Annotated in this window: 21 protein-coding genes, 1 tRNA gene and 2 riboswitches; of the genes, 6 read left to right on the forward strand and 16 right to left on the reverse strand. The window is 44.0% G+C overall.

What is annotated here, in order from left to right:
- Positions 1-122: 122 nt before the first annotated feature.
- The 4 genes from L9W92_RS00240 to L9W92_RS00255 all read right to left on the reverse strand — a co-directional run bounded on the left by L9W92_RS00240 (position 123) and on the right by L9W92_RS00255 (position 2523).
- On the reverse strand, positions 123-929 hold the full coding sequence (locus tag L9W92_RS00240) for a cell wall hydrolase (RefSeq protein ID WP_240081762.1): 807 nt from the start codon (positions 927-929) through the stop codon (positions 123-125).
- Positions 930-1099: riboswitch (cyclic di-AMP (ydaO/yuaA leader) on the reverse strand.
- Between the two features lie 59 nt (positions 1100-1158).
- A complete protein-coding gene (locus tag L9W92_RS00245; RefSeq protein WP_240081763.1) occupies positions 1159-1530 on the reverse strand; it encodes a DUF2512 family protein in 372 nt (123 codons plus the stop codon).
- Between the two features lie 64 nt (positions 1531-1594).
- On the reverse strand, positions 1595-1975 hold the full coding sequence (locus tag L9W92_RS00250) for a zinc-ribbon domain-containing protein (protein ID WP_240081764.1): 381 nt from the start codon (positions 1973-1975) through the stop codon (positions 1595-1597).
- A gap of 122 nt (positions 1976-2097) precedes the next feature.
- Positions 2098-2523 carry a ribonuclease HI family protein gene (locus L9W92_RS00255; RefSeq protein ID WP_240081765.1) on the reverse strand — a complete coding sequence of 142 codons (426 nt, stop codon included), beginning with the start codon at positions 2521-2523 and terminating at the stop codon, positions 2098-2100.
- A 282-nt stretch (positions 2524-2805) separates the two neighbouring features.
- On the opposite strand from L9W92_RS00255, the gene L9W92_RS00260 reads away from it, so the two are divergent.
- Positions 2806-3060 (forward strand): AbrB/MazE/SpoVT family DNA-binding domain-containing protein, encoded by a 255-nt coding sequence (locus L9W92_RS00260; RefSeq protein ID WP_240081766.1) that lies wholly within the window; start codon positions 2806-2808, stop codon positions 3058-3060.
- A gap of 315 nt (positions 3061-3375) precedes the next feature.
- Here the strand turns inward: L9W92_RS00260 and L9W92_RS00265 are convergent, their stop codons facing one another.
- Positions 3376-4725, reverse strand: coding sequence for an aminotransferase class V-fold PLP-dependent enzyme (locus L9W92_RS00265; RefSeq protein ID WP_240081767.1), 1350 nt, complete (start codon positions 4723-4725; stop codon positions 3376-3378).
- A 290-nt stretch (positions 4726-5015) separates the two neighbouring features.
- Positions 5016-5165, reverse strand: a complete 150-nt coding sequence (locus L9W92_RS00270) for a hypothetical protein (protein ID WP_240081768.1) — start codon at positions 5163-5165, stop codon at positions 5016-5018.
- 636 nt (positions 5166-5801) lie between these two features.
- Between L9W92_RS00270 and L9W92_RS00275 the strand changes: the two genes are divergently transcribed.
- The gene (locus L9W92_RS00275) at positions 5802-6332 is read left to right on the forward strand and encodes a hypothetical protein (protein ID WP_240081769.1); all 531 of its coding nucleotides are present in this window, start codon (positions 5802-5804) and stop codon (positions 6330-6332) included.
- A gap of 198 nt (positions 6333-6530) precedes the next feature.
- Here the strand turns inward: L9W92_RS00275 and L9W92_RS00280 are convergent, their stop codons facing one another.
- The gene (locus tag L9W92_RS00280) at positions 6531-6824 is read right to left on the reverse strand and encodes a hypothetical protein (RefSeq protein ID WP_240081770.1); all 294 of its coding nucleotides are present in this window, start codon (positions 6822-6824) and stop codon (positions 6531-6533) included.
- A 267-nt stretch (positions 6825-7091) separates the two neighbouring features.
- Positions 7092-7166: transfer RNA gene (locus tag L9W92_RS00285), tRNA-Thr, on the reverse strand.
- A 322-nt stretch (positions 7167-7488) separates the two neighbouring features.
- Positions 7489-7572, forward strand: a riboswitch (cyclic di-GMP riboswitch).
- A gap of 37 nt (positions 7573-7609) precedes the next feature.
- On the opposite strand from L9W92_RS00285, the gene L9W92_RS00290 reads away from it, so the two are divergent.
- Complete coding sequence (locus L9W92_RS00290) at positions 7610-7846, forward strand: hypothetical protein (protein WP_240081771.1); 237 nt, start codon at positions 7610-7612, stop codon at positions 7844-7846.
- A gap of 477 nt (positions 7847-8323) precedes the next feature.
- A complete protein-coding gene (locus L9W92_RS00295) occupies positions 8324-9649 on the forward strand; it encodes a DUF2225 domain-containing protein (protein ID WP_240082145.1) in 1326 nt (441 codons plus the stop codon).
- Between the two features lie 7 nt (positions 9650-9656).
- Here the strand turns inward: L9W92_RS00295 and L9W92_RS00300 are convergent, their stop codons facing one another.
- From L9W92_RS00300 to L9W92_RS00320, 5 genes are read right to left on the reverse strand one after another with little or no spacing between them, the layout of a single operon-like run.
- Complete coding sequence (locus tag L9W92_RS00300) at positions 9657-10220, reverse strand: TetR/AcrR family transcriptional regulator (RefSeq protein ID WP_240081772.1); 564 nt, start codon at positions 10218-10220, stop codon at positions 9657-9659.
- Between the two features lie 25 nt (positions 10221-10245).
- Positions 10246-11355, reverse strand: coding sequence for an ABC transporter permease (locus L9W92_RS00305; protein ID WP_240081773.1), 1110 nt, complete (start codon positions 11353-11355; stop codon positions 10246-10248).
- Positions 11356-12273 carry an ABC transporter ATP-binding protein gene (locus L9W92_RS00310; RefSeq protein WP_240081774.1) on the reverse strand — a complete coding sequence of 306 codons (918 nt, stop codon included), beginning with the start codon at positions 12271-12273 and terminating at the stop codon, positions 11356-11358. It lies immediately after the preceding gene.
- Positions 12273-13151 carry an ABC transporter ATP-binding protein gene (locus L9W92_RS00315; RefSeq protein WP_240082146.1) on the reverse strand — a complete coding sequence of 293 codons (879 nt, stop codon included), beginning with the start codon at positions 13149-13151 and terminating at the stop codon, positions 12273-12275. Before L9W92_RS00315 ends, L9W92_RS00310 begins: the two co-directional genes overlap by 1 nt.
- A gap of 29 nt (positions 13152-13180) precedes the next feature.
- Positions 13181-14164, reverse strand: a complete 984-nt coding sequence (locus L9W92_RS00320; RefSeq protein WP_240081775.1) for an HlyD family secretion protein — start codon at positions 14162-14164, stop codon at positions 13181-13183.
- A 285-nt stretch (positions 14165-14449) separates the two neighbouring features.
- Here L9W92_RS00320 and L9W92_RS00325 point away from each other — a divergent pair, with 285 nt between their 5' ends.
- Entirely contained in the window at positions 14450-15535 is a 1086-nt protein-coding gene (locus tag L9W92_RS00325) for a GNAT family N-acetyltransferase (protein WP_240081776.1), read from the forward strand.
- Positions 15536-15620: 85 nt separating this feature from the next.
- Complete coding sequence (locus tag L9W92_RS00330) at positions 15621-16307, forward strand: protein-L-isoaspartate(D-aspartate) O-methyltransferase (RefSeq protein WP_240081777.1); 687 nt, start codon at positions 15621-15623, stop codon at positions 16305-16307.
- A gap of 11 nt (positions 16308-16318) precedes the next feature.
- Here the strand turns inward: L9W92_RS00330 and L9W92_RS00335 are convergent, their stop codons facing one another.
- Genes L9W92_RS00335 through L9W92_RS00345 form a run of 3 tightly spaced genes read right to left on the reverse strand, consistent with a single transcriptional unit; the run spans position 16319 to position 19662 of the window.
- Positions 16319-17533 carry a vWA domain-containing protein gene (locus L9W92_RS00335; protein ID WP_240081778.1) on the reverse strand — a complete coding sequence of 405 codons (1215 nt, stop codon included), beginning with the start codon at positions 17531-17533 and terminating at the stop codon, positions 16319-16321.
- A 35-nt stretch (positions 17534-17568) separates the two neighbouring features.
- A complete protein-coding gene (locus L9W92_RS00340) occupies positions 17569-18771 on the reverse strand; it encodes a vWA domain-containing protein (RefSeq protein ID WP_240081779.1) in 1203 nt (400 codons plus the stop codon).
- Between the two features lie 6 nt (positions 18772-18777).
- Positions 18778-19662, reverse strand: coding sequence for an AAA family ATPase (locus tag L9W92_RS00345; protein ID WP_240081780.1), 885 nt, complete (start codon positions 19660-19662; stop codon positions 18778-18780).
- Between the last annotated feature and the right edge of the window lie 135 nt (positions 19663-19797).

The raw sequence follows: 19797 nt of genomic DNA on the forward strand, positions 1-19797 counted from the left end.
TAAAAACCATCAGAATTATTGACTGCCGGCCAGTCGCAAACAAAAAAATAAGGCCCGTAAAACAGACCTTATTTGGCATGGGTGTTAGCTATTAAAGTACTGATAAGGATAAAACACTGTTGTTAATAAGTAAAAACAACATCTCCAATAACCGCGCTCACAGGCCTGGACCACAGCCAGCTATTACTGACCTTACTCCCGGCAAAGAAATAAAGCGCTCCGTTGCTCGGGTCTTCCCCGTTCAACGCATCCTTAGCCGCCTGAATGGATTGGTAACTTGCCGGTTTGTCAATCCATCCGTTCATGACCGGTTCGAACTGGTAGGTACCATTATCATATTGATAAATAATATCTTCTATCGTTTTTGGAAATTCAGAGCTGTACAACCGGTTCAACACCACAGCCCCAACCGCGACTTTTCCCGCATACGATTCGCCGTCAGCCTCAGCCGTAATTAAACGGGCCAAAAGGTCGACCTCCGCCGACGACGGCCTCTGGAAATAGCCTCCCCGGCTTACTCCGGACGCGGTATTTCTTACAGGGGCGCCGGAGGACCCGGGAATTGCCAGAACCATACCCGCGCAAATCGTGGTATCGCTCAGGCCGTTGGCCAGCATGATATCCTGATAGCTCACCCCGTACCTTTGGGCAATCAAATAAAGGCTGTCTCCCTCCGTGACGCTGTAATTAGAACTATCACTGCCGTAGTCACTTTCCGGAATATAAATCTGCTGCCCCGGGAAAATAAAAGAATCCTGAATTCCATTGGCCTCCTTCAGGGAATCCAAAGAGACGCCGTAATCCACGCTGATAGAATAAAGGCTCTCTCCGGGCGATACATTGTGAATAGCGGCATCAGCGACGGCCGGTACTGCATACACCCCCAACAACAATAAAAAACCTGACAGAATACGACAAACAAAATGCAATAAAAACCCCTCCTTCGCCTCCGGGGTTAGCTGAAGGGTTCGGGTTGAGGGCACCCTACCTCGATCACCGCCGGTCATTTACGCCTTCCGTCCAACGGTTAATCAGGATTCACCCCAAAAAATTTTTTCCCCCGTACCCCGGTTTACCGGGGATTCGGCTTTATTTCACAATTATATCAGTCCTTAGAATATCTGGCCATATCACAAATATTAGCATTTTTTTATCCACTTAAGGCTTAATCTTCCCCTGATATAATAATCTGGCCAGATAACGGCCGTGGTAATACCATTCGCCAAGCCCAATCAGGAGGGCGATAATCATCAGGCCCGGCACCGGAGGATTGACATTTTCCACAACCCGCGTCACCTCCCAAGTCACTGCCAGGGCGATAACAGCGTCAGATACCGCAGCCAAGCGGTTTCCATATAGCGGCAAAACTATTAAATCAGCAATAATATAGGCCGCCAAAGTTAAGACCACTGCCGCGACCACAGCCGTCAAAGTGGTTGTATTAGCCGCCAACGGCAATATTAACCCTAACACGGTAACGCTCAAAAGAAATTTTGTCAAGATAGCGTTAAAATGTTTGTTTTTAAACATTAAATTCCTCCCGGAATTGATATTTTTTCAAAAAAATAACCCCTGCGGGGTTATCTCACTCGGTTTAGTCATGATCAATTACTTTAGTCCCGCAATTAAAGCAAAAATTGGCGGCGGCGGGCAGCTCCGTCTGGCACTCGGAACATATCAGCGACTTCGGCAGAAGTTTGGTTATTTGCTCTTCGAATTCAGCGATATCATCCTCCAGTGCCTTTGTAGCGTCTAGAAGACGCTTTATCTCTTCCTCAATACCTTCCTCGCCCTTATGCCGCAGATAAACCAGATTACCCAGGGCTGAAAAGTTATTTTCCATCTCCTTTTCCAACTTGCTTATCTCATACTTTAGCTTGGCCGCACCGACAAGATCACTTGATTTTTTACTAATTGTCTTAGCCCCTTCACTGATTGTCTTGGCGCTTTCGCTAACCTTTTTAAAAATCTCCATATTGGCACCTCCTCATTATTAATGGTATAAACACGTAATTCTAGACAACTCCCTTATTTTCCTTCTTTTTCTATTGCGGGTACAATTTATTTCTTCATACGATTTAATAAAAACAGGTTTAACTATGCATGATAATGATCAAGCTCACGATTGACCGCCGCATCGGCCAGCCTATTCTCTTCTCTGGGCACATGGTGCAGGGTTACTTTGAGATTCGGATTTTTCGCAAGATTTTCCCATACCCGTCCGGCTATCTCAAAGAGGTCAGGAGTTTTAATCTTGTACTGATGATTAAACTGGCGCACCACTAATTCACTGTCCGACCGTACTTCAGCCTCAATTTTTCCATGCCTCCGGGCCAAATGGATCAGCGCCGCAACCGCCCCTTCCAAGGCGCTCCACTCAGCATAATTATTGGTTAACTTAGTCCCCAGGAACTTGCTTTTTGTGGCAAGCACCTGACCCGCCTCATCAGTAATAACCATCGCGGCAGCCGCATTCCCCGGATTACCGCGGCTGCCGCCATCAATATTCACAAATAATTTCAAAAAGATTCACCCCTGACTTTACTGGTATCTGCCACCGGTTTTTACCGGTCGTGGTGATCCCTTGAAGAATACTACAAATTCACTTGCAAAGCAAGTTTACAGCTATACGTTATGATAGCTGCAAATATTACGGCGGATAGGGCAGACGTATCCAGAACATGAACTTTACATTAACTGAATAATTTTTTAAACAATTATTAACAGAAAGTATTTACTTTCAATGGTATCATCTGGTATAATATCAATGTAATAATTTGTCGAAAAAAGGGGAGGCATGTAGCAATGAAAGCAACGGGATTGGTCAGGAAAATAGACGACCTCGGCAGAGTGGTCATTCCTGCTGAAATTAGGCGCATTATGGGCATTGACGAGAAAAACCCGATTGAGATTTACACTGAATTCGACAAGATAATCTTAAGGAAGTACGAGCCAACCTGTACTTTCTGCGGCACCACTGCTGAAGTTCAGAGTTATCAGGGTAAAATTGTCTGCCGGAAATGCGTTGAAGAAGTATTTGATAATATTAAAGCGGTGTAACGCCGGAAAGTATATTTCCAGTGCTTCGCAGCTTTTTTTTTCCCACTATTTTTAAGTGGGGTTTTTTATTCCTGAATTACCAGCCACGTGATAATTATTAGAATAAACAAGGCTATTAACTGGACAAAATTATTAGGCAACCTTCCTATACCCATGGCAAAAAAAACAAATACCCCCAAAAATAATATTTCACAGAAACCGCCTAATTGTACAAAAGACATTTAAATAACCACTCTCCCCCCAAATTTATAAAACAATTTATGTATTAGAAAACAAGTATGTTACATCCTATAATCTGTTATGTTTATTCCTTTTTCATATCATACAGCCATGTATTTTTTGAATATAGAATTCTTTATAGTCTACAATGTGATGGAGTTTCTGAATTAAAATATCAATTTCATCAAAGTCATTATATAGCCCAAAGCTAATCCTGACCATACCCGGACGGCTGAGAAGATGGCTTTGAGGACGGCTGAGGGAGCGATGCCCTCTTATACATGATTCTTTTTCTTCCTGGATCTTCAATAGCTTCCGCACATATGGCTGGGCGCAAAAACACCCGCTGCGGACTGAGATACCGGTTTCCCCGGCCAGAATGTCAGCCAGCAAAGCATGATGGATCCCGTCCAGATTGAAGGAAACGATTCCTATGCGGGGTTTATCGGGATTCGTGTCACAATAAAGCTGCAGGCCGGGAATCTTTTTAAGGTTACTTATAGTGTAATTCCATAAGTCTAATTCATAATTACTAATGTTTTGCATACCGATCATACTCAATGTTTTTACAGCCGCTTGCAGACTGAGCGCTCCCATCATATTTGGCGTCCCTGCTTCTTCTTTATGGGGCGGGTCATCCCATAACACGTCAGTGTGGGTAACAGTCCGCACAGTGCCGCCTCCGGCATATTCAGGGGCGCCGTTCATAAAAGTTTCCTTAGGGCCTATCAGTACTCCCGTCCCAAACGGCGCATACATTTTATGTCCTGAAAATGCAAGATAATCAATATGACCGGGAGAATTGACAGGCTGCATGTCTATTTGAGCATGAGGTACAAGCTGAGCTCCATCAACAAGTATTTTTGCATTATATTTATGGGTTATTTCAGCTATTTCGTAAATCGGATTGACATATCCGGTGACATTGGAAGCTCCGGTAACCGCTACTAATTTTACAGCGTTCTTATATTTATTCAATTTACAGACTAAGTCATCAAGGCATAGCCTTCCATCATCGTCTATTTCTATATAATCAACATGATGCTTGTTTCTCCAGGGAAGATCATTAGAGTGGTGTTCCATTTCTGTGGACAAAACCACGCTTTTCTCATTATCGCAATAAAGCCGGTGAGATAATTTATTTATTGCTTCCGTAGTATTCTTCAAGAAAATCACAGTATCATAATTAAGGTCTGCCTTAACAAAGTTTGCGATTGTTAATCTTGAATTTTCATACAATTCAGTTGAAAGCCGGGATTTATATCCTGCGCCGCGATGAACGGAGGAATACATAGGGGCAAACTGGATAATTTCCTGCAAAGCGCAGACAAACGGCGGTGTGGTGGCTGCATTATCCAAATTAATAGAAGTAATCCAGCTGCCGTTAAGAAGTGGAACTTTAATATTAACTCCAACAACCAGTTCCCGGTAAACAGATCGGGGCATGAAAATACCTCCAGATTATTTTTTCAAAATTATAACCACCGACTCATTTAGGACCGGTGGTTATAGAGATATACTTCAAGAATCACTCCATCTCTTTTATAATATATGCGGTGGCTGAATAATTTGTTAATATGGATGGTCACATACCGTGGATATTTTTATGAAATAATATGGATATATTAGATTAAAAAGTAACTGCCGGCTTTACTCTCTTTGGGACCTTGCTCGACGGTGAGCAGAGTATCGAAGACACAGCCTCCTTGCGGGGAGGCTGTTATCACTTTATTTTCTTAACTGGGCTCTGTTTCATCGAATGAAAGATTGGTGACCCTGGTAAAATTGCCTTTTTTTATCTCTTCTTTACTGGCTTCTTTTTCCAATAAACCTTTAGATCCTGGCGCCATTGTTGGCACCTTTTTCTTTCGGTTTGCTTTCTTCATTTTGTTTCACCCCCTTTAACTACATCTATCTTACCCGTATAAGGATGTTAAACACCCTTAAATATTATTTAGCAATTTCTTCAAGTTCTTTAGCTGAACCAACCATTTGTTTCTTTATAATTCACAATAATTCACACATTCAGCACCTGTTTCATATAGTGTAAAAAACAAAACTAAGGAGGTTCTTTTTAATGTCCGATGTTATCGCTGAAGGCGCAGGTTTTGGTAATTTCGGGTTTATCATCTTCTTAATCTTTATCCTGATTGTCTTTGGTATTGGCATTTGTGGTGGCGGCTGCATTTAAAACGTTGCAATTCAAATAGCAAGCTTAAACCAACAATTAAACTCCATATACCCAAGTGGAGAAAGACAAAAGGGCAGGCTTACACACCTGTCCTTTCAGTTTAAAATGGATCTCCCGAACAGAAGGCAGATAGCCTTTTGTCCTGGAAATTTTTTGTATAGCATCATGGATTCGGCGTTCACGATTATCTATGCGCAAACTTCCTCACCGCTATTTAACAGCCTCATAAACTTGTGTTTGGCAAGCCAAGCACCATACTCAACCGACGGTGATGGCAACCCGCTCCTATAGCGGCATTTACTCTATTTTAAATAATATTGGGGTGCGTTAATTGAATTATTTTTATGGAATTCTGTTGGTAATGCTGGGATTTTTAATTTTAGCCCCTTATATTTTCAAAATCAAAATACCGATCTTTGTTGCCTCAACTTCTATAATCGTTGTTTTTTTAGGAGTCACATTATTTACTCATGGCCCCGGTTTAGAATCCGATAATGATATTGTTTTTAGCAGTAAAACCGTTCAAGTTACAAATCCAGCTAAAAAATATAATTTAACTTTTAGTGGAGGCACAATTGATTTATCAAATGTAATACCTCGGCACAAAGGTGAAAAGATAATAATTAACAATGTCTTTTCATGTGGAACCATTAAAATAAAACCAGAAACACCAGCTACGATTAAAATTAGTTCCGCATTTGCAGTAGCCAAAACACCAGATAAATCATCAGTTTATTTCGGAAGTTATAATTACAAAACAAAAAGTTTTATTGAGAACGCAAATTACTTTGACATTGAAGTAAAAACCATATTCGGCACCCTAAACATTGACGATATGATTAAAACAAAGACTGTGCAGTAAATTACGTCGTCTCCGATTTGACAACGGCAGATTACTGGTTACGGAAACGACGTCTCAACAAAAAGATTGTACAAGCAAGCCTCCCCCCGGCTACCCGTCATTCATACCTGCGGCGTTTCACTGGCCTGCTTTTTTGGTAAAACCAAAGCCGCCCTGCCGGACGGCCAATTTATTAAACCTGGCTTATTACAGTCTTACTTAAGCGTTAAAGCGCTGCTTTATTTCTTCAGCAATTATTTCAATATCAACGTTTTCATTGTCGGAGTATATATTTTTACATTCTACCCTATACTCGGGAATTGTTTCTGCCGCTTCCTTTACCCTGAATAAAGGAGACAGCGCTGTATATTCAATTACATCTTTAGAAATTTTATATTCAGCCCTCATGATTATGGTTTTTGCAAACAGCTTAAGCAAATCTTCATTGTTATCGCCGCGAATTAAATCCCTCGGAATTTTAAACTTACCAACCCTATTTATTAGATCACTCACAAATAAAACCTCATCTACTCTTATTATCTATTCATTCTGGCATATTTTCTGGTACGAATCAATGAGCCCATTAACTGCTGAAGTAACGATTAAAAGCGTTTTGTTTAGTCAAGTAAATATTAGTTGGGAGCGCACCTGTCTTTTGGTTTTGCTCGGTTCTGTTAGGCATGGATAAGTCTCATTTTAAAATGTTTGGCACACTTTTGACTTCTAATAGCTAATGGCAAGGACTTCCAACCTCGGAACCCTTGCCATTGCTGTATAATTTGGAGCTGATGGTGGGATTTGAACCCACGACCTGCGCATTACGAGTGCGCTGCTCTACCCCTGAGCCACATCAGCAAATTAGTTCTTTCTCAGTTAATAACTAGTGTATCTAATATTTTATCTGAACAAGTGGTTAAAGTCAACTTTACTCAAATCTCACTTTACTCAAATCACAAGTTTATCCAAATCCCTTTCTTAATGAATTGACTATCTTATAATAATGAGAGCTATAAAATATGATCTGCTACGCAATTTCCCATAAATTCCATTTATAAACTTAAACATTTTATTGCTATCTGAATGTTAACTGCCAAACAGGACCAGAGTCCCGTAACAATAGTTCTTTTTTCATATTTCCTTATATTAGACAGCTTTATATAATAATATAAAAGACGCAAACTGAAAAGAGCAAACATAGTGAAAACTATGGACGCAAAACCACGGGTCTAAGGCATATTGCCATGATAGCCGGGTTACCAGTAACCCCGGTATTTCCTTTCACAAAGAAGGGTTAGCGGATGCGTTATGGAAAAATGTTTTACTTAAACGTTCTTAATATCATTTTATTAGTACTAACTTTATTAATATTAGTAAAATATTACAGTCCAATGCTTGCTGTTGGCATTGCCCTTTATTTATTGATGGGTTTTGACGATTCACGTAACAAGTTTTTCTCCCGCGCTAGTGAACAAAACCATACAGTTATAGTAACTGATTGGATAAAAAATGAAGTAAAGGCAACAATTATAAAATAAGTTAATAATATTATTAAAATGTGTTATTTTTAGGACTGAAGTCCTAAAAAATTGGGATATGCTACCCATGTGTGACAAATAAAAATAATTATAATTATTTTTAATACCTCCTTTAATATAATCACCCATCTGCGGGGTTTTACCCCACCATTCCCTTTTTTCCATAACAACAGGGAATTTTTTTTTGCTTCTAAATCGTATTTCCTTTACAGAAGCACTTAAATCTTTTTAAATATCTAAAAAAGTCAATAAAATCCATATAATAAGAAATAAATATACCCGCTTTTTCAGTTTAGAGAAATATATGCCTTCATCATAATTAAAAATTCCTTTCAAATACCATTTTAGTAGTATAAAATATTAATTGAAATTTCAAAGGCGGGTGAAAAACATTATATGGATGCTCTTGAAAGCATTTTGAAAAAAATATCTTTTTTTCAAAACTTAAACTGTCCTTTGCAAGACCTGGTTAAAAAAATGCATCTGGAACGTTTTGAAGAAAACACAGATATATTTTCTGAGGGAGATCAAGGTTCAAGCTTATACCTAATCATATCAGGAAGGGTTTTAATATATTCAAAATCGTCCACCGGGCAGGAAATGGCTATTCAAACACTTGAACCATCAGATATTTTTGGAGAAATGAGTCTGCTAGACGGCGGATATCGCTCGGCCTGCGCAAGGACATTAGAAAAATCAATAGTTTTTAGTCTGGAACGGAAAGATTTTTTGGAGTTTCTAGACAACAACCCCAAAGCGGCGGTGACCATTATTGAAACTTTAAGCAAAAGACTCCGGCAATCAAATATCCGAAATAAAATATTAATTGAAACCAACCGCAAGCTGTCTACTCAGAACAATGACCAAAAGCAGAGCGCCGGCAACACACCCGGACAGGCTACTGACGAACAACAAGAACAGCTAGCCGAAGAAAAAAAAGAATATAGCATTAAAGCAGATAGAGCCGGTATGGAAGAGAGGGAGGAAAGCGGTTTCGCAGGAGTATTGGAACAGCATTTATATGAAGTCGAGCATTCTGCGGAGGAAGATGAAAAGCCAAGAGTAAAAAAAGATACTGACCTGAGAGAAATGTTATATAATAAAAAAGTTGTTTGTCCAATTTGCAATTCAAAATTCGAATCACCGAAAGCTCTGTCAAAATACGTTCAAACTACGAAAATGGATTATGATTTCTGTCAGTACTACAAAAATATTAATCCGCTTTTTTATGAAATGATTGTATGTCCCATTTGCGGTTTCACCTTTAACGAAGAAATACTTGGCATGCGCCTGAAAAAAGAGCAGTCGGAAGAAATAAAATCGCGCCTGATGACATTCTGGCAAGAGAATAAATTAAAGGACTATAGTGGAGTTCGTACTCTGGAAGAAGCCATAGAAACTTTTCTGTTGGCTATCTACAGCCTCCAGGGCAGACCTGTTAAAAAATCCCTGATGGGTATGCTGTTTTTAAAAATTGCCTGGCTCTACAGGTTTAAACATGAAAAAGTTCAAGAGCGAAAGTATATTGAAAAAGCCTTGACTAGCCTTTCAATAGCTTTTGAAAGTGAGGATTTTTCCAATGTCAGGTCGGAAATAAATACGGCATACTTGTTGGGCGTGTTAAATATGAATTCGGGCAATTACAGAGAAGCGGCCAAATGGCTGGACCGTGTCCTGAGACACCCGTCAAAATCAATGTTTCCAATGGTAATTAACCAGACCAGGGAACTATGGTCCGATGTACGGCAAAAATTACGCGAGGGAAAAGAACAGAAAAAACTAAATGAAGACGTTTCCGAATGATACCTGTTTATTCCTTCATTACAATACCGGATAAAAAAATTGTAAATAAGGTCTGAATTGTTTCTTCCACGGATAAGTTATTTTCTATTATAAAAGCCGGGTTAACCACCGACCTGATACTGGCCATCAATGCTGTGGTGAATATTTTCGGATTTATGGGTTTAAAACAACGGTATTCATCGCTTAAGAGAAGATCATCAAATAACTGTTGGATTCGTTCTGCGCGAAACCGTTCGATTTTTTCCCAGAGATGAGGGTAATGCCTGTGCAGATCATGAAGAGCCGCCGGGGTAATTATTTGGGTTATCTGCGGAACTATTTTTATAATATTTGACATTTTTTCCACCGGGTTCTCGCAAGAATCCAACATCTGCAGTATTTTTTGTTCATAAATACTTAAAATATCATCCAGCAATGCGTCAATTATCTCTTCTTTACTATTAAAATAACGGTAAATAGTCCTTTTACTTACTCCGGCTCGCGCTGCCAACTCATCCATTGTGGCGCCGGAGAATCCTCGCTGCGCGGCCAGTTCTTTTAAGGCATGCAAGATCCTTTGCTTGTAATCCATTCCATACACCACCCGGACGCATTTTTCATGCAATTTTCTTCTTAAACTTGATAATACTCAGCGTCATCATAATCACCGAGAAAACGAGCAGTGACATAACCTGGGGAATTAAGTACGGAAAGCCGATTCCTTTTAATACGATTCCCCTGATAATCGTCAGGTAAAAGGTCAGGGGAAATATATTTCCAATGTATTGGATTATTGAGGGCATGGCCTCCCGGGGAAACATGAAACCGGACAGCATGATGCTCGGTAGGAAAACGAAGAAAGACATTTGAAAAGCCTGCATCTGGTTTCTGGCTATATTCGAAATAAAGATGCCGATTCCCAGTGACGCTGTAATAAAAAATAGTGTTAACAAATAAAGCTGCAATATACTGCCGCGTATGGGCACCCCAAATACAACTCCACCCACCAGCAGGGCGACGGTGATCTGCAGGTAGCCGAGCGCGATATATGGAATCACCTTGCCGATCATTAACTCATATGATTTTACAGGTGTGACCATGAGCTGTTCCAGGGTGCCCTTTTCACGTTCCCGGACTATCCCCATGGAGGTCATCATCACCATAGTCATGGTCACAATAATGCCAAGAATAGCGGGAACCATATAATACGCGGTGATGCCGTCAGGGTTATACCAGGGGCGCACCCTGATATCATAAGGAAGGCTTTGCACGCCTGTTTTTTGCATAATGATTTTTTGTGATTTCAAAAGCCCGATTGAGTTGGCCACGGCAATAGCAGAATTTGACACCATGCTGTCACTGGCGTCCACCAACACCTGCACCGGCGCCGTCTCACCCTTTCTCAGCTTTTCCGCGAAATCGGGCGGGAAAATAATTCCCGCCTTGGCTTTGCCGCTGTCAATCATTTTTGTTATTTCCGCATAGCCTTTTGCTGTGCCGGTAATATCAAAGTATCCCGAAGAACTGAAAGAATCCAGGAGGTCCCTGCTTTCAATGGACATGGACTGGTCGAAAACAACGGTGGATATATGCTTCACTTCGGTTTGAATGGCGTAACCAAAGAGCAGCAACTGCACCAGGGGGAGCATGAAAACCATGCCGAGGGTCAACCGGTCCCTTTTCATCTGTAAGAATTCTTTCTGCAAAATTGCCAGTATTCTGCTCATTTAAGATTCCTGCTTTCTTTGCAGCTTGGCCAGGGAGATGAACACATCCTCCAGGGAAGGGGTGATCTCCCTGGCTTTTACCCCTGTATAGCGGTCAAATACCGCGACATTTCCTTCAGAATCAAGCAGCACATGCAGCAGCGGCCCATGGATGGAGCATTCTTTCACATAAGGAAGCGACTCCAGCTCCTCAATCCGCTCCATGGCGTCAGGCAGGTCCACTTCGACCATACATCCTTCAATTACATTATTTTTCAAGTTGTCCGGCGTGTCGTTGGCAATCAGTCTTCCCCCGGAAATAAAGGCGATATTGTGGCACCTTTCCGCTTCATCCATAAAATGAGTGGTAACCATAACTGTTGTTCCTTCATTAGCGAGCTTCTGGATAATTTTAAAAAACATCCGCCTGCTGGTCGGGCTGACTCCGCTGGTAGGCTCGTCCAGAAACAATATGGACGGGCGGGATATGATCGCGCATCCAAGGGCCAGCCGTTGTTTTAATCCGCCGCTCAAATTGGCGGGCAAATCCTTCTCCCTGCCGGCCAGCCAGGCCATCTCGATCATTTCAGCAACCCTTTTTTTGCGCTCGTGATATGGGATACTGTACATTCCCGCGTAGAACACCAGGTTTTCATAAACGGTCAAGTCGTCGTACAGGCTGAATTTCTGAGACATATAGCCGATCTTTTGCTTGATTTTTTCTGATTCCCGGGCAAGGTCATATCCAAGCACGGAACCGGAGCCCGAAGTGGGCTCCAACAGCCCGCACAGCATTCTCATCGTGGTCGTCTTTCCGGAACCGTTAGGTCCTAAAAAGCCGTATATTTCACCCGGCCTGATGTTAATATTAATTCTATCGACAGCGGTAAAAGAACCAAATGTTCTGGTAAGTTCACAGGTGGTTACCACGTATTCCATTAAACCACCTCTTCTTTTGTCACGGCTACGAAGACATCCTCCATCGAGGGCGGTATATGTCTCAGGTGGTGAATGGCCACCTTCTTTTCTGCAAGCAAATTAATGATGGCGGCTTTTGCCTGTTCAACTTCATATACAGCCACATGGTACTTATCGCCGTAGAAATCGCCGTCAACCACTTCCGGGAGGTCGTTGATAAAATCCAAATCCCGCGCATCTGCCTTCAGTTCCAGGATTCCATACGGGAAACTCTTTTTCAAACTGCCGGGATCACCGGTCGACATAATTATCCCCCTGCTTATTAAAGCAACTGTTTTACAGAGTTCCGCTTCATCCATGTATGGCGTAGAAACGACAATCGTGACTCCTTCTTTATTCAGCTGGTATAGAATTTTCCAGAATTCTTTGCGCGATTCCGGGTCAACGCCGTAGGTCGGCTCATCAAGGACCAACAAAGCAGGCTTGGCCAGAAGGGCGCAGGTCAGAGCCAGTTTTTGTTTCATTCCTCCGGAGAGGTCGTCGGCAAACCGTGATTTAAAACCGGCTAAACCGGTTATTTCCAGTATTTCGTCAGCCCGCCGGCGGATTGTCTTGCTGTCGATTTTGTACAGAGCGCCAAAAAAATTGATATTTTCCGCAATCGTCAAATCACCGTAAAGGCTGAATTTTTGAGGCATATAGCCGAAACTGTCGCTGTTCCTGCTGATCCTGCCGCGGGAAGGAGTGATTAAGCCGCAAAGCATGCGCAGCAGGGTAGTTTTTCCGGCGCCGTCCGGGCCAACCAGACCGAAAATATCGCCCCGGTCAATTTTTAAAGTAACTTCATTAACTGCCGCCAGGCCGCCGAACACCTTGGTTAACGATTCTGTTTCAATTATGTTATTAATGTTCATTTTATCCATCATCGTCACCTCGCCTCATCAATGATGACATCAGCAGGCATACCGGGTTTCAATATACCATTTTCATTATTAATTTTAATTCTAACCTCGTAAACAATATTGGTGCGTTCTTTCTTAGTCTGAATTGTTTTTGGCGTATATTCTCCGCTTGTGGCAATTTCTTCAATGATTCCCCCATATTTTGCCTCACTTCCGCTCACAGTGAAAGCAACCTGCTGACCTAATTTAATTTTGGGCAGGTCATCAGTGGGCAAATAAATTTTTATCCACATATCATCGAGGTTGACAGCGGTAGCCACTGAAGCGCCGGCCTGAATAAATTCACCCTCTTCAAAATTTTTTGTTAATATGACTCCGTCAACCGGGCTGAGCACACGGGTATCTTCCAAGGCCGCTTCTGAAGCCTTCAGGATTGCATTGCTTCTCTCAAGTTCAGCCCGGGCCGCCTCAATCTGCTCCGGCCGGTTGCCGGCCTTTAACAAGCTAAGCTTTGATTCAGCCGATTCCACCTGGTTTTTAGCTTGCTGTAAAGCTGTTTCCGCGTTATCCATCTCGGATTGGGAAATGGCGCTCGCCTGAAACAAGGCCAAAGCCCTGCCGTAATCTTTATCAGCTTTGTCATAATTAGTCCGCGCGGTGTTGACAGCAATTTCAGCGTCTTTTATTTCTTGCCACCTGGCGCCTGAAGTCAAATCAGCCAATTGCGCTTCAGCTTTCAAAACGCCAAGGGCGTCTCTCTCCTTTTGCGCAATCAAGTCATTGCGGACAACTACTGCCACAAGCTGACCCTTTTGCACGGGATCGCCGGCATTAAGCGCAATATTTTGGAGGGTTCCGGATACTCTAGCGCATAATTGTACTTTGGTCGCCTCAATAGTACCGCTTGCCTGGAGGCCTTCCGGCTGCTTTTTGCCATACCTGGCGTATCCCCAATAAGCGCCGGCGCTAAGCAAAGCTACCAAAAGCCCTATGGTGATTTTCCTTCTCATGCCTTGCCCCCGTTTCACTAAAAAATCAATCAATTGGTAAAATAAATTGCTCAAAAACAGGTAAACTATCACTACTATTTTAGTTTACCCGTACTCAATATACCACTTGTCCGGCTGTCTGACAACAATAATTTATATTTAATTTAAAACGCTTACAAATCAGAAATAATTTTTGAAAAAGGTAAAAAAGTTGAACCGTTCACACTCCTCTAAGTCTCCTGAATTATTTGTTCCAATGTCACACAGAACCGCATAACCTGTTAACAAAAACACGGGGGTGCTGTTTTGACTGTTGAAGTAATCGCGATTTCAGAACCGGATGAAATGAGGGTGTTTAACACCTTCCCCCGGGTGATATACCGTGGCTTTTTCAGTGCTCCTTCTTACCCACCGCTGAAACACTTAAGCTGTGAGTTTATGGATCCTCTATTTAGCAGGGTTACAGCCCAACCATTTCTGGCGGTAAGGAACGGACACCCGGTGGGGAGGATTGCCGCAAGCATACATAAGGCTTACCCTGTCAAAAAAACCGGGTTTTTTGGTTATTTTGAATCGCTGAACGATCAGACGGTAACTGCGGCACTGGTTAAAACGGCAACGCGCTGGTTATCTGACAACGGCATGTCCCGTGTAATCGGCCCGGTGGACTTGACCCCTCATGAACGTTTAGGATTGTTGGTGGAAGGCTTCACGGGGCATCACCATCCCGGCATGCCCTATAATCCTCCTTATTACGCAAACCTTCTCACCGGGTGCGGTTTTAAAAATGAGATAAACCTTTTCGCATATTTCTACAATTTGCGAAGGCCATTGCCGGATAAATTGCTCCAGGTGGCAAATCGTGCCGCCGGCAGGATTAAAAATCTGCGCTTAAGAGAAGTGAATTTTAATGACATAGACAACGAAGGTAAAATATTTTCTCACATTCATAACGGTTCAATGAACAATGGGTGGGGTTTCGTCCCCCTTTCCGCAAGTGAGGGCTCGGCAATCTGGCGAAAACTTCATGGAGCTTGTGAACGGGGCATGGTTTTGATAGCCGAAATAAACGGAGAACCCGCGGGCATTTGTTTAGCTATTTATCCAATAATTAAACAATCCTTGCCCGCGTTATTCAGCCGGCCCAGCTTACGGCTGGCAGTCCTGGCTGTCCTGCCCGAGCACCGTTTAAAAGGGCTGGAAGCGGCACTCATCCTGGAATTTATCCGGCGGGCCCGCGGCAAAGGGATATCCACAATTGAATTATCTCAGGTTGCCGAAAACAACCTGATGATGAACCATATTATTAAGCGCCTGGGGAATAATCAAAACGAGAGGACTTATCGCGTTTATCAAGCTCAAACCGATGAATTAAGCTCAATTGATTATTAAGATTATCCCTAGTATTATTAATTCTGCCGGGTGGAAATATTTAAGTCATTATCCGAATCAATATTCGTTACAAAGGAGAATCATTATGGATTTCCCGCAAAACAGCCACAACATTGCCGGTGACCGGGCGGAGGAACGGAGGCGAATGGTGGAAAAGCAGCTTATTCCCTACGGCATTTCCAATGAAGCTGTCCTGTCGAGCATGCTTGAGGTACCACGTCACCTTTTCGTTTCTGAACAACTACAGGCCTATGCTTATGCTGATTGTGCGCTTCCCATCGATGAAGGACAAACTATCAGCCAGCCGTATATAGTCGCCTTAATGGCTGAGGCCCTGAGGCCGGACCCGGCGGATGCAGTTTTGGAAATTGGCACCGGATCCGGATACGCGGCGGCAGTATTGTCGCGCATCGTGTCCAAAGTATATACTATTGAGCGCCATAAAAACCTGGCCGGACAAGCTCAATCACGTTTTCAGACTTTAAAGTACGAGAATATAATTGTCCGCATAGGTGACGGTTCAAAAGGCTGGACCGGAAAAGCACCCTTTGACGGGATCTTGGTGGCGGCGGGAGCGCCGGTTATTCCTGAATCCCTGGGCAACCAACTGAAAGCCGGCGGTTGTCTGGTGGTTCCGGTAGGGGATAGACATCACCAGGAGTTGCTGCGTCTGGAGAAAAAACCAGACGGCAGCTTCGACCGGGAAAACTTGGGTGGAGTGCGTTTCGTTCCGCTTGTTGGTGAAGAAGGCTGGAACGGAAACAAACCTTGACAACAATATAATCAAACACAGACCTTGAGCCGTTTTACCGCCTGCTGCAGCCCGCTCAACGACAACTCGAACATGGGAAACAATTCACGAACCATATTTATGGTATGCGCACGGTAATTCATACGCTCATCCCACCCTTGTGCCGGTATCGGGTTGAGCCAAACAGCGTGTTTGAAATGCCTAACCAAACGCTCCAGCCAGACCAGCCCGGACTCGTTATTCACAGATTCCCAGTCAATAGCCCCGTTTGCCATGGTCAATTCACCCGGAGCCATGCTGGCGTCACCGACTATGATCAGCCGGTAATCCGGATCGAGGTTATGCAGCAGCACATCATATGTTTTTACGGCATTGCTCCAAACACAGGCCGGCCTTAAGTAAATATCTTGATAAACGCAGTTATGAAAATAATAAACTTTTAAATCTTTTAAGTGAGTTGAGCGCTTGACCGCGCTGAACAACTTGCTGCAAAGGTCGATGTAAGGATCCATCGACCCGCCGGAATCCATCAATAGCACTACTTTCATTTTGTTCTTGCGCGGGCGGTCCCAGACAAGCTTCAGCCTGCCGGCATTCCGGCAGGTGGCATTAACGGTGCCGTTTAAATCCAACTCGCTCTTTAGACCTTCATGACGGGTAGTCAACTGGCTGAGAATACGCAAAGCGGCCTCAAATTGTCTTACTCCAATGATTACATCGCTGCGGTATCCCCGGTAATGCCGCCCGCCCGCCACCTTAACAGCCGAGCTGCCGCCGGAAGCACCGCCAAGGCGTACTCCACCTTTGGGATTGAAACCGCTATGTCCGAGCCGCGAACCGCCGCCCGTGCCGGCCAGGCTGGAGCCGCCCAGGCGTTTCTCGTCCTGCGTTTTCAACTTTTCATCCAATGTCTGGCGCAGCTTTTTTACATCCCAATCACGGAATAGCTCCTTCTCCTCCTCCTCCAGCGATATCAACAAAGGCGGCTGTTCTTCTTCCAACCATCCCAAAGCTTGTTCAAGAACCTTTTCGGCTGTTTCGACACCCTGAAAGTAATTTTGGAACGCCATGTCGTAATTGTCAAAATGGACTTCGCTCTTCACCAGCACCGCCCGGGCCAGATAATAGAACCCTCTCAAACTGGAAAAGGCCAGCCCCTTGCTCAGCGCTTCCATCAGGGTGATCCACTCTGTTAGGGAAACCGGCACTCCGGCCCTTTTCAGTTCATAAAAAAAATTAACAAACACGGAGCATCACCACCGTAATGTTCGATTAATTTTCATCAGAACCTTGCTTTAAGACTCTTTATCGCCTGCTCCAACCCGTCCAGGGTCAGCTCAAACATGGGAAACAGTTTTCTGACTAAACTGATGGTGTATGCTCCATAATACAAACGCGGCTCCCACCACTGGACTGGAATCGGATTCAGCCACACAGCATGCGGAAAGTGCCTGGTTATCCTTTCCAGCCAAAGCAGCCCCGGCTCGTTATCCATTTCCGCCCAGTCAATAGCTCCGCCGACCATGGTCAACTCGCTGGGCGCCATGCTGGCGTCACCTACAATGATTAACCGGTATTCCGGGTCAAGATCGCGCATAAAATCGTAGGTATTGACTGCATACCGGGAAACACACGCCGGGTGGGTATAGATGTTCGCATAAATGCAGTTATGGAAATAATAAAATTTTAAATCTTTAAAATGGGTTGACCGGTTAACCGCTGAAAACAGCTGGCTGCATAGGTCAATGTAAGGATCCATTGATCCTCCCGAGTCCATCACCACAACAACTTTCATGGTGTTCTTGCGGGAGCGGTCCCAAACCAGTTCCAGCCTGCCGGCGTTCCGGCAGGTAGCGTCGATAGTGCCGTCCAGATCCAGCACGTCTTTTTCGCCCTCAGTGCGGCTGGTAAGTTGGCGAAGTTTGCGCAACGCCACTTCAAACTGCCTGACCCCGAGAGTTTCATCGCCGCGGTATCCCCGGTAGCGCCTTTCAGCAGCCACTTTAACGGCCGAGTGATTGAGCGACTCGCCGCCGATGCGCACCCCGGCCGGATGATAGCCGCCATAACCGAACGGCGAACGCCCGCCCGTGCCGATCCACTTGGAGCCTCCGTGGTGCTGTCCGTCCTGTGTTCTTAACCTTTCGTCCAGTTCGCGGCGCAATTTATCCAAATCCCACTCTTGAAAAAGCTTGCGTTCTTCCGGTGATATCATGTACGGCGGCAAAGCGTCCTTTAGCCATTCCATAGCCTGCTCCAGCACATCCACCGGCGTTTCAATACCCTTAAAGTAGTTCTGGAAAGCAATGTCGTAACTGTCGAAATGGGATTCACTTTTAACCAGCACCGCTCTGGCCAGGTGGTAAAACCCGCTCAAACTGGAAAAAGCGAGCCCCTTGCTCAAAGCTTCCATCAAAGTCATCCACTCTGTCAGGGAAACCGGCACCCCGGTTCTTTTCAGTTCATAAAAAAAGTTAACAAACAAGGGGTATCATCCCCTCCATATGGTTTGAATGCTTGGTTTTGTTTTTGAAGAGCCCTGGCCGCCCCCATGGGTGCTCAGTCTCTTCAAGATAATATCGAAGTCCTGGTTCTTCTTGATTAAAACTCCCAAAAGGGGTATTTCCTTGCGAATCTTATCCAGGCTAATCCCGCCCACGGCCAGAGCCTGCACCCAGTCAATCAGCTCACTGGTGCTCGGCTTCTTTTGCAGCCCGCTCAGGCTCCTGATCCAGTAAAACGCTTCCATCGCTTCACCAATCAACCGGTCTTCCAGGTCGGGATGATGCACTCTAACGATTTCCTTCATCATCTCCGGATCCGGGAAAGAAATGTAATGAAAAATACACCTTCTCAAAAACGCGTCCGGCAGTTCTTTCTCGGCGTTGCTGGTAATAATCACAGCCGGCCGGTGTTTTGCCGTGATTGTCACCCCGGTTTCGGGGATAAAAAAGCTCATCATGTCCAATTCCCAGAGCAAGTCGTTCGGAAATTCCAGGTCGGCCTTGTCGATCTCATCTATCAGCAGCACAACCGGTTCATCGGATTCAAACGCCTCGCCTAATTTCCCTAACCGGATATACCGGCTGATGTCGGAAACGTCGTGTTCCCCGAACTGGCTGTCATAGAGCCTTTGAACCGTATCATAGATATACAGGCCGTCCTGAGCCTTGGTTGTTGATTTAATATTCCAGATAATGAGCTGTTGACCCAATCCCTCGGATATGCTCCGGGCCAGCATGGTCTTGCCGGTGCCCGGTTCCCCTTTAATTAATAAAGGCCTGCCGAGCGCCCTGGATACGTTTACACTGTTCATTAGATCTTCAGAGGCAATATAATTCGCCGTACCTCTGAATTCTTGCAATTTTTTTTGCATATATTCCCCCCCCCATAAATTTAACATACTCTTTTTCTTTTTATACTATTCTTTTACTGGCCGCAAGGCAACTAATATTACCGCGCCGCCAACAATAACAATTTATCATAAAATTATCTTAGCTATCAATATTGG

The sequence above is a fragment of the Pelotomaculum terephthalicicum JT genome (assembly GCF_022410535.1).
Classification (GTDB): Bacteria; Bacillota; Desulfotomaculia; order Desulfotomaculales; family Pelotomaculaceae; genus Pelotomaculum_D; species Pelotomaculum_D terephthalicicum.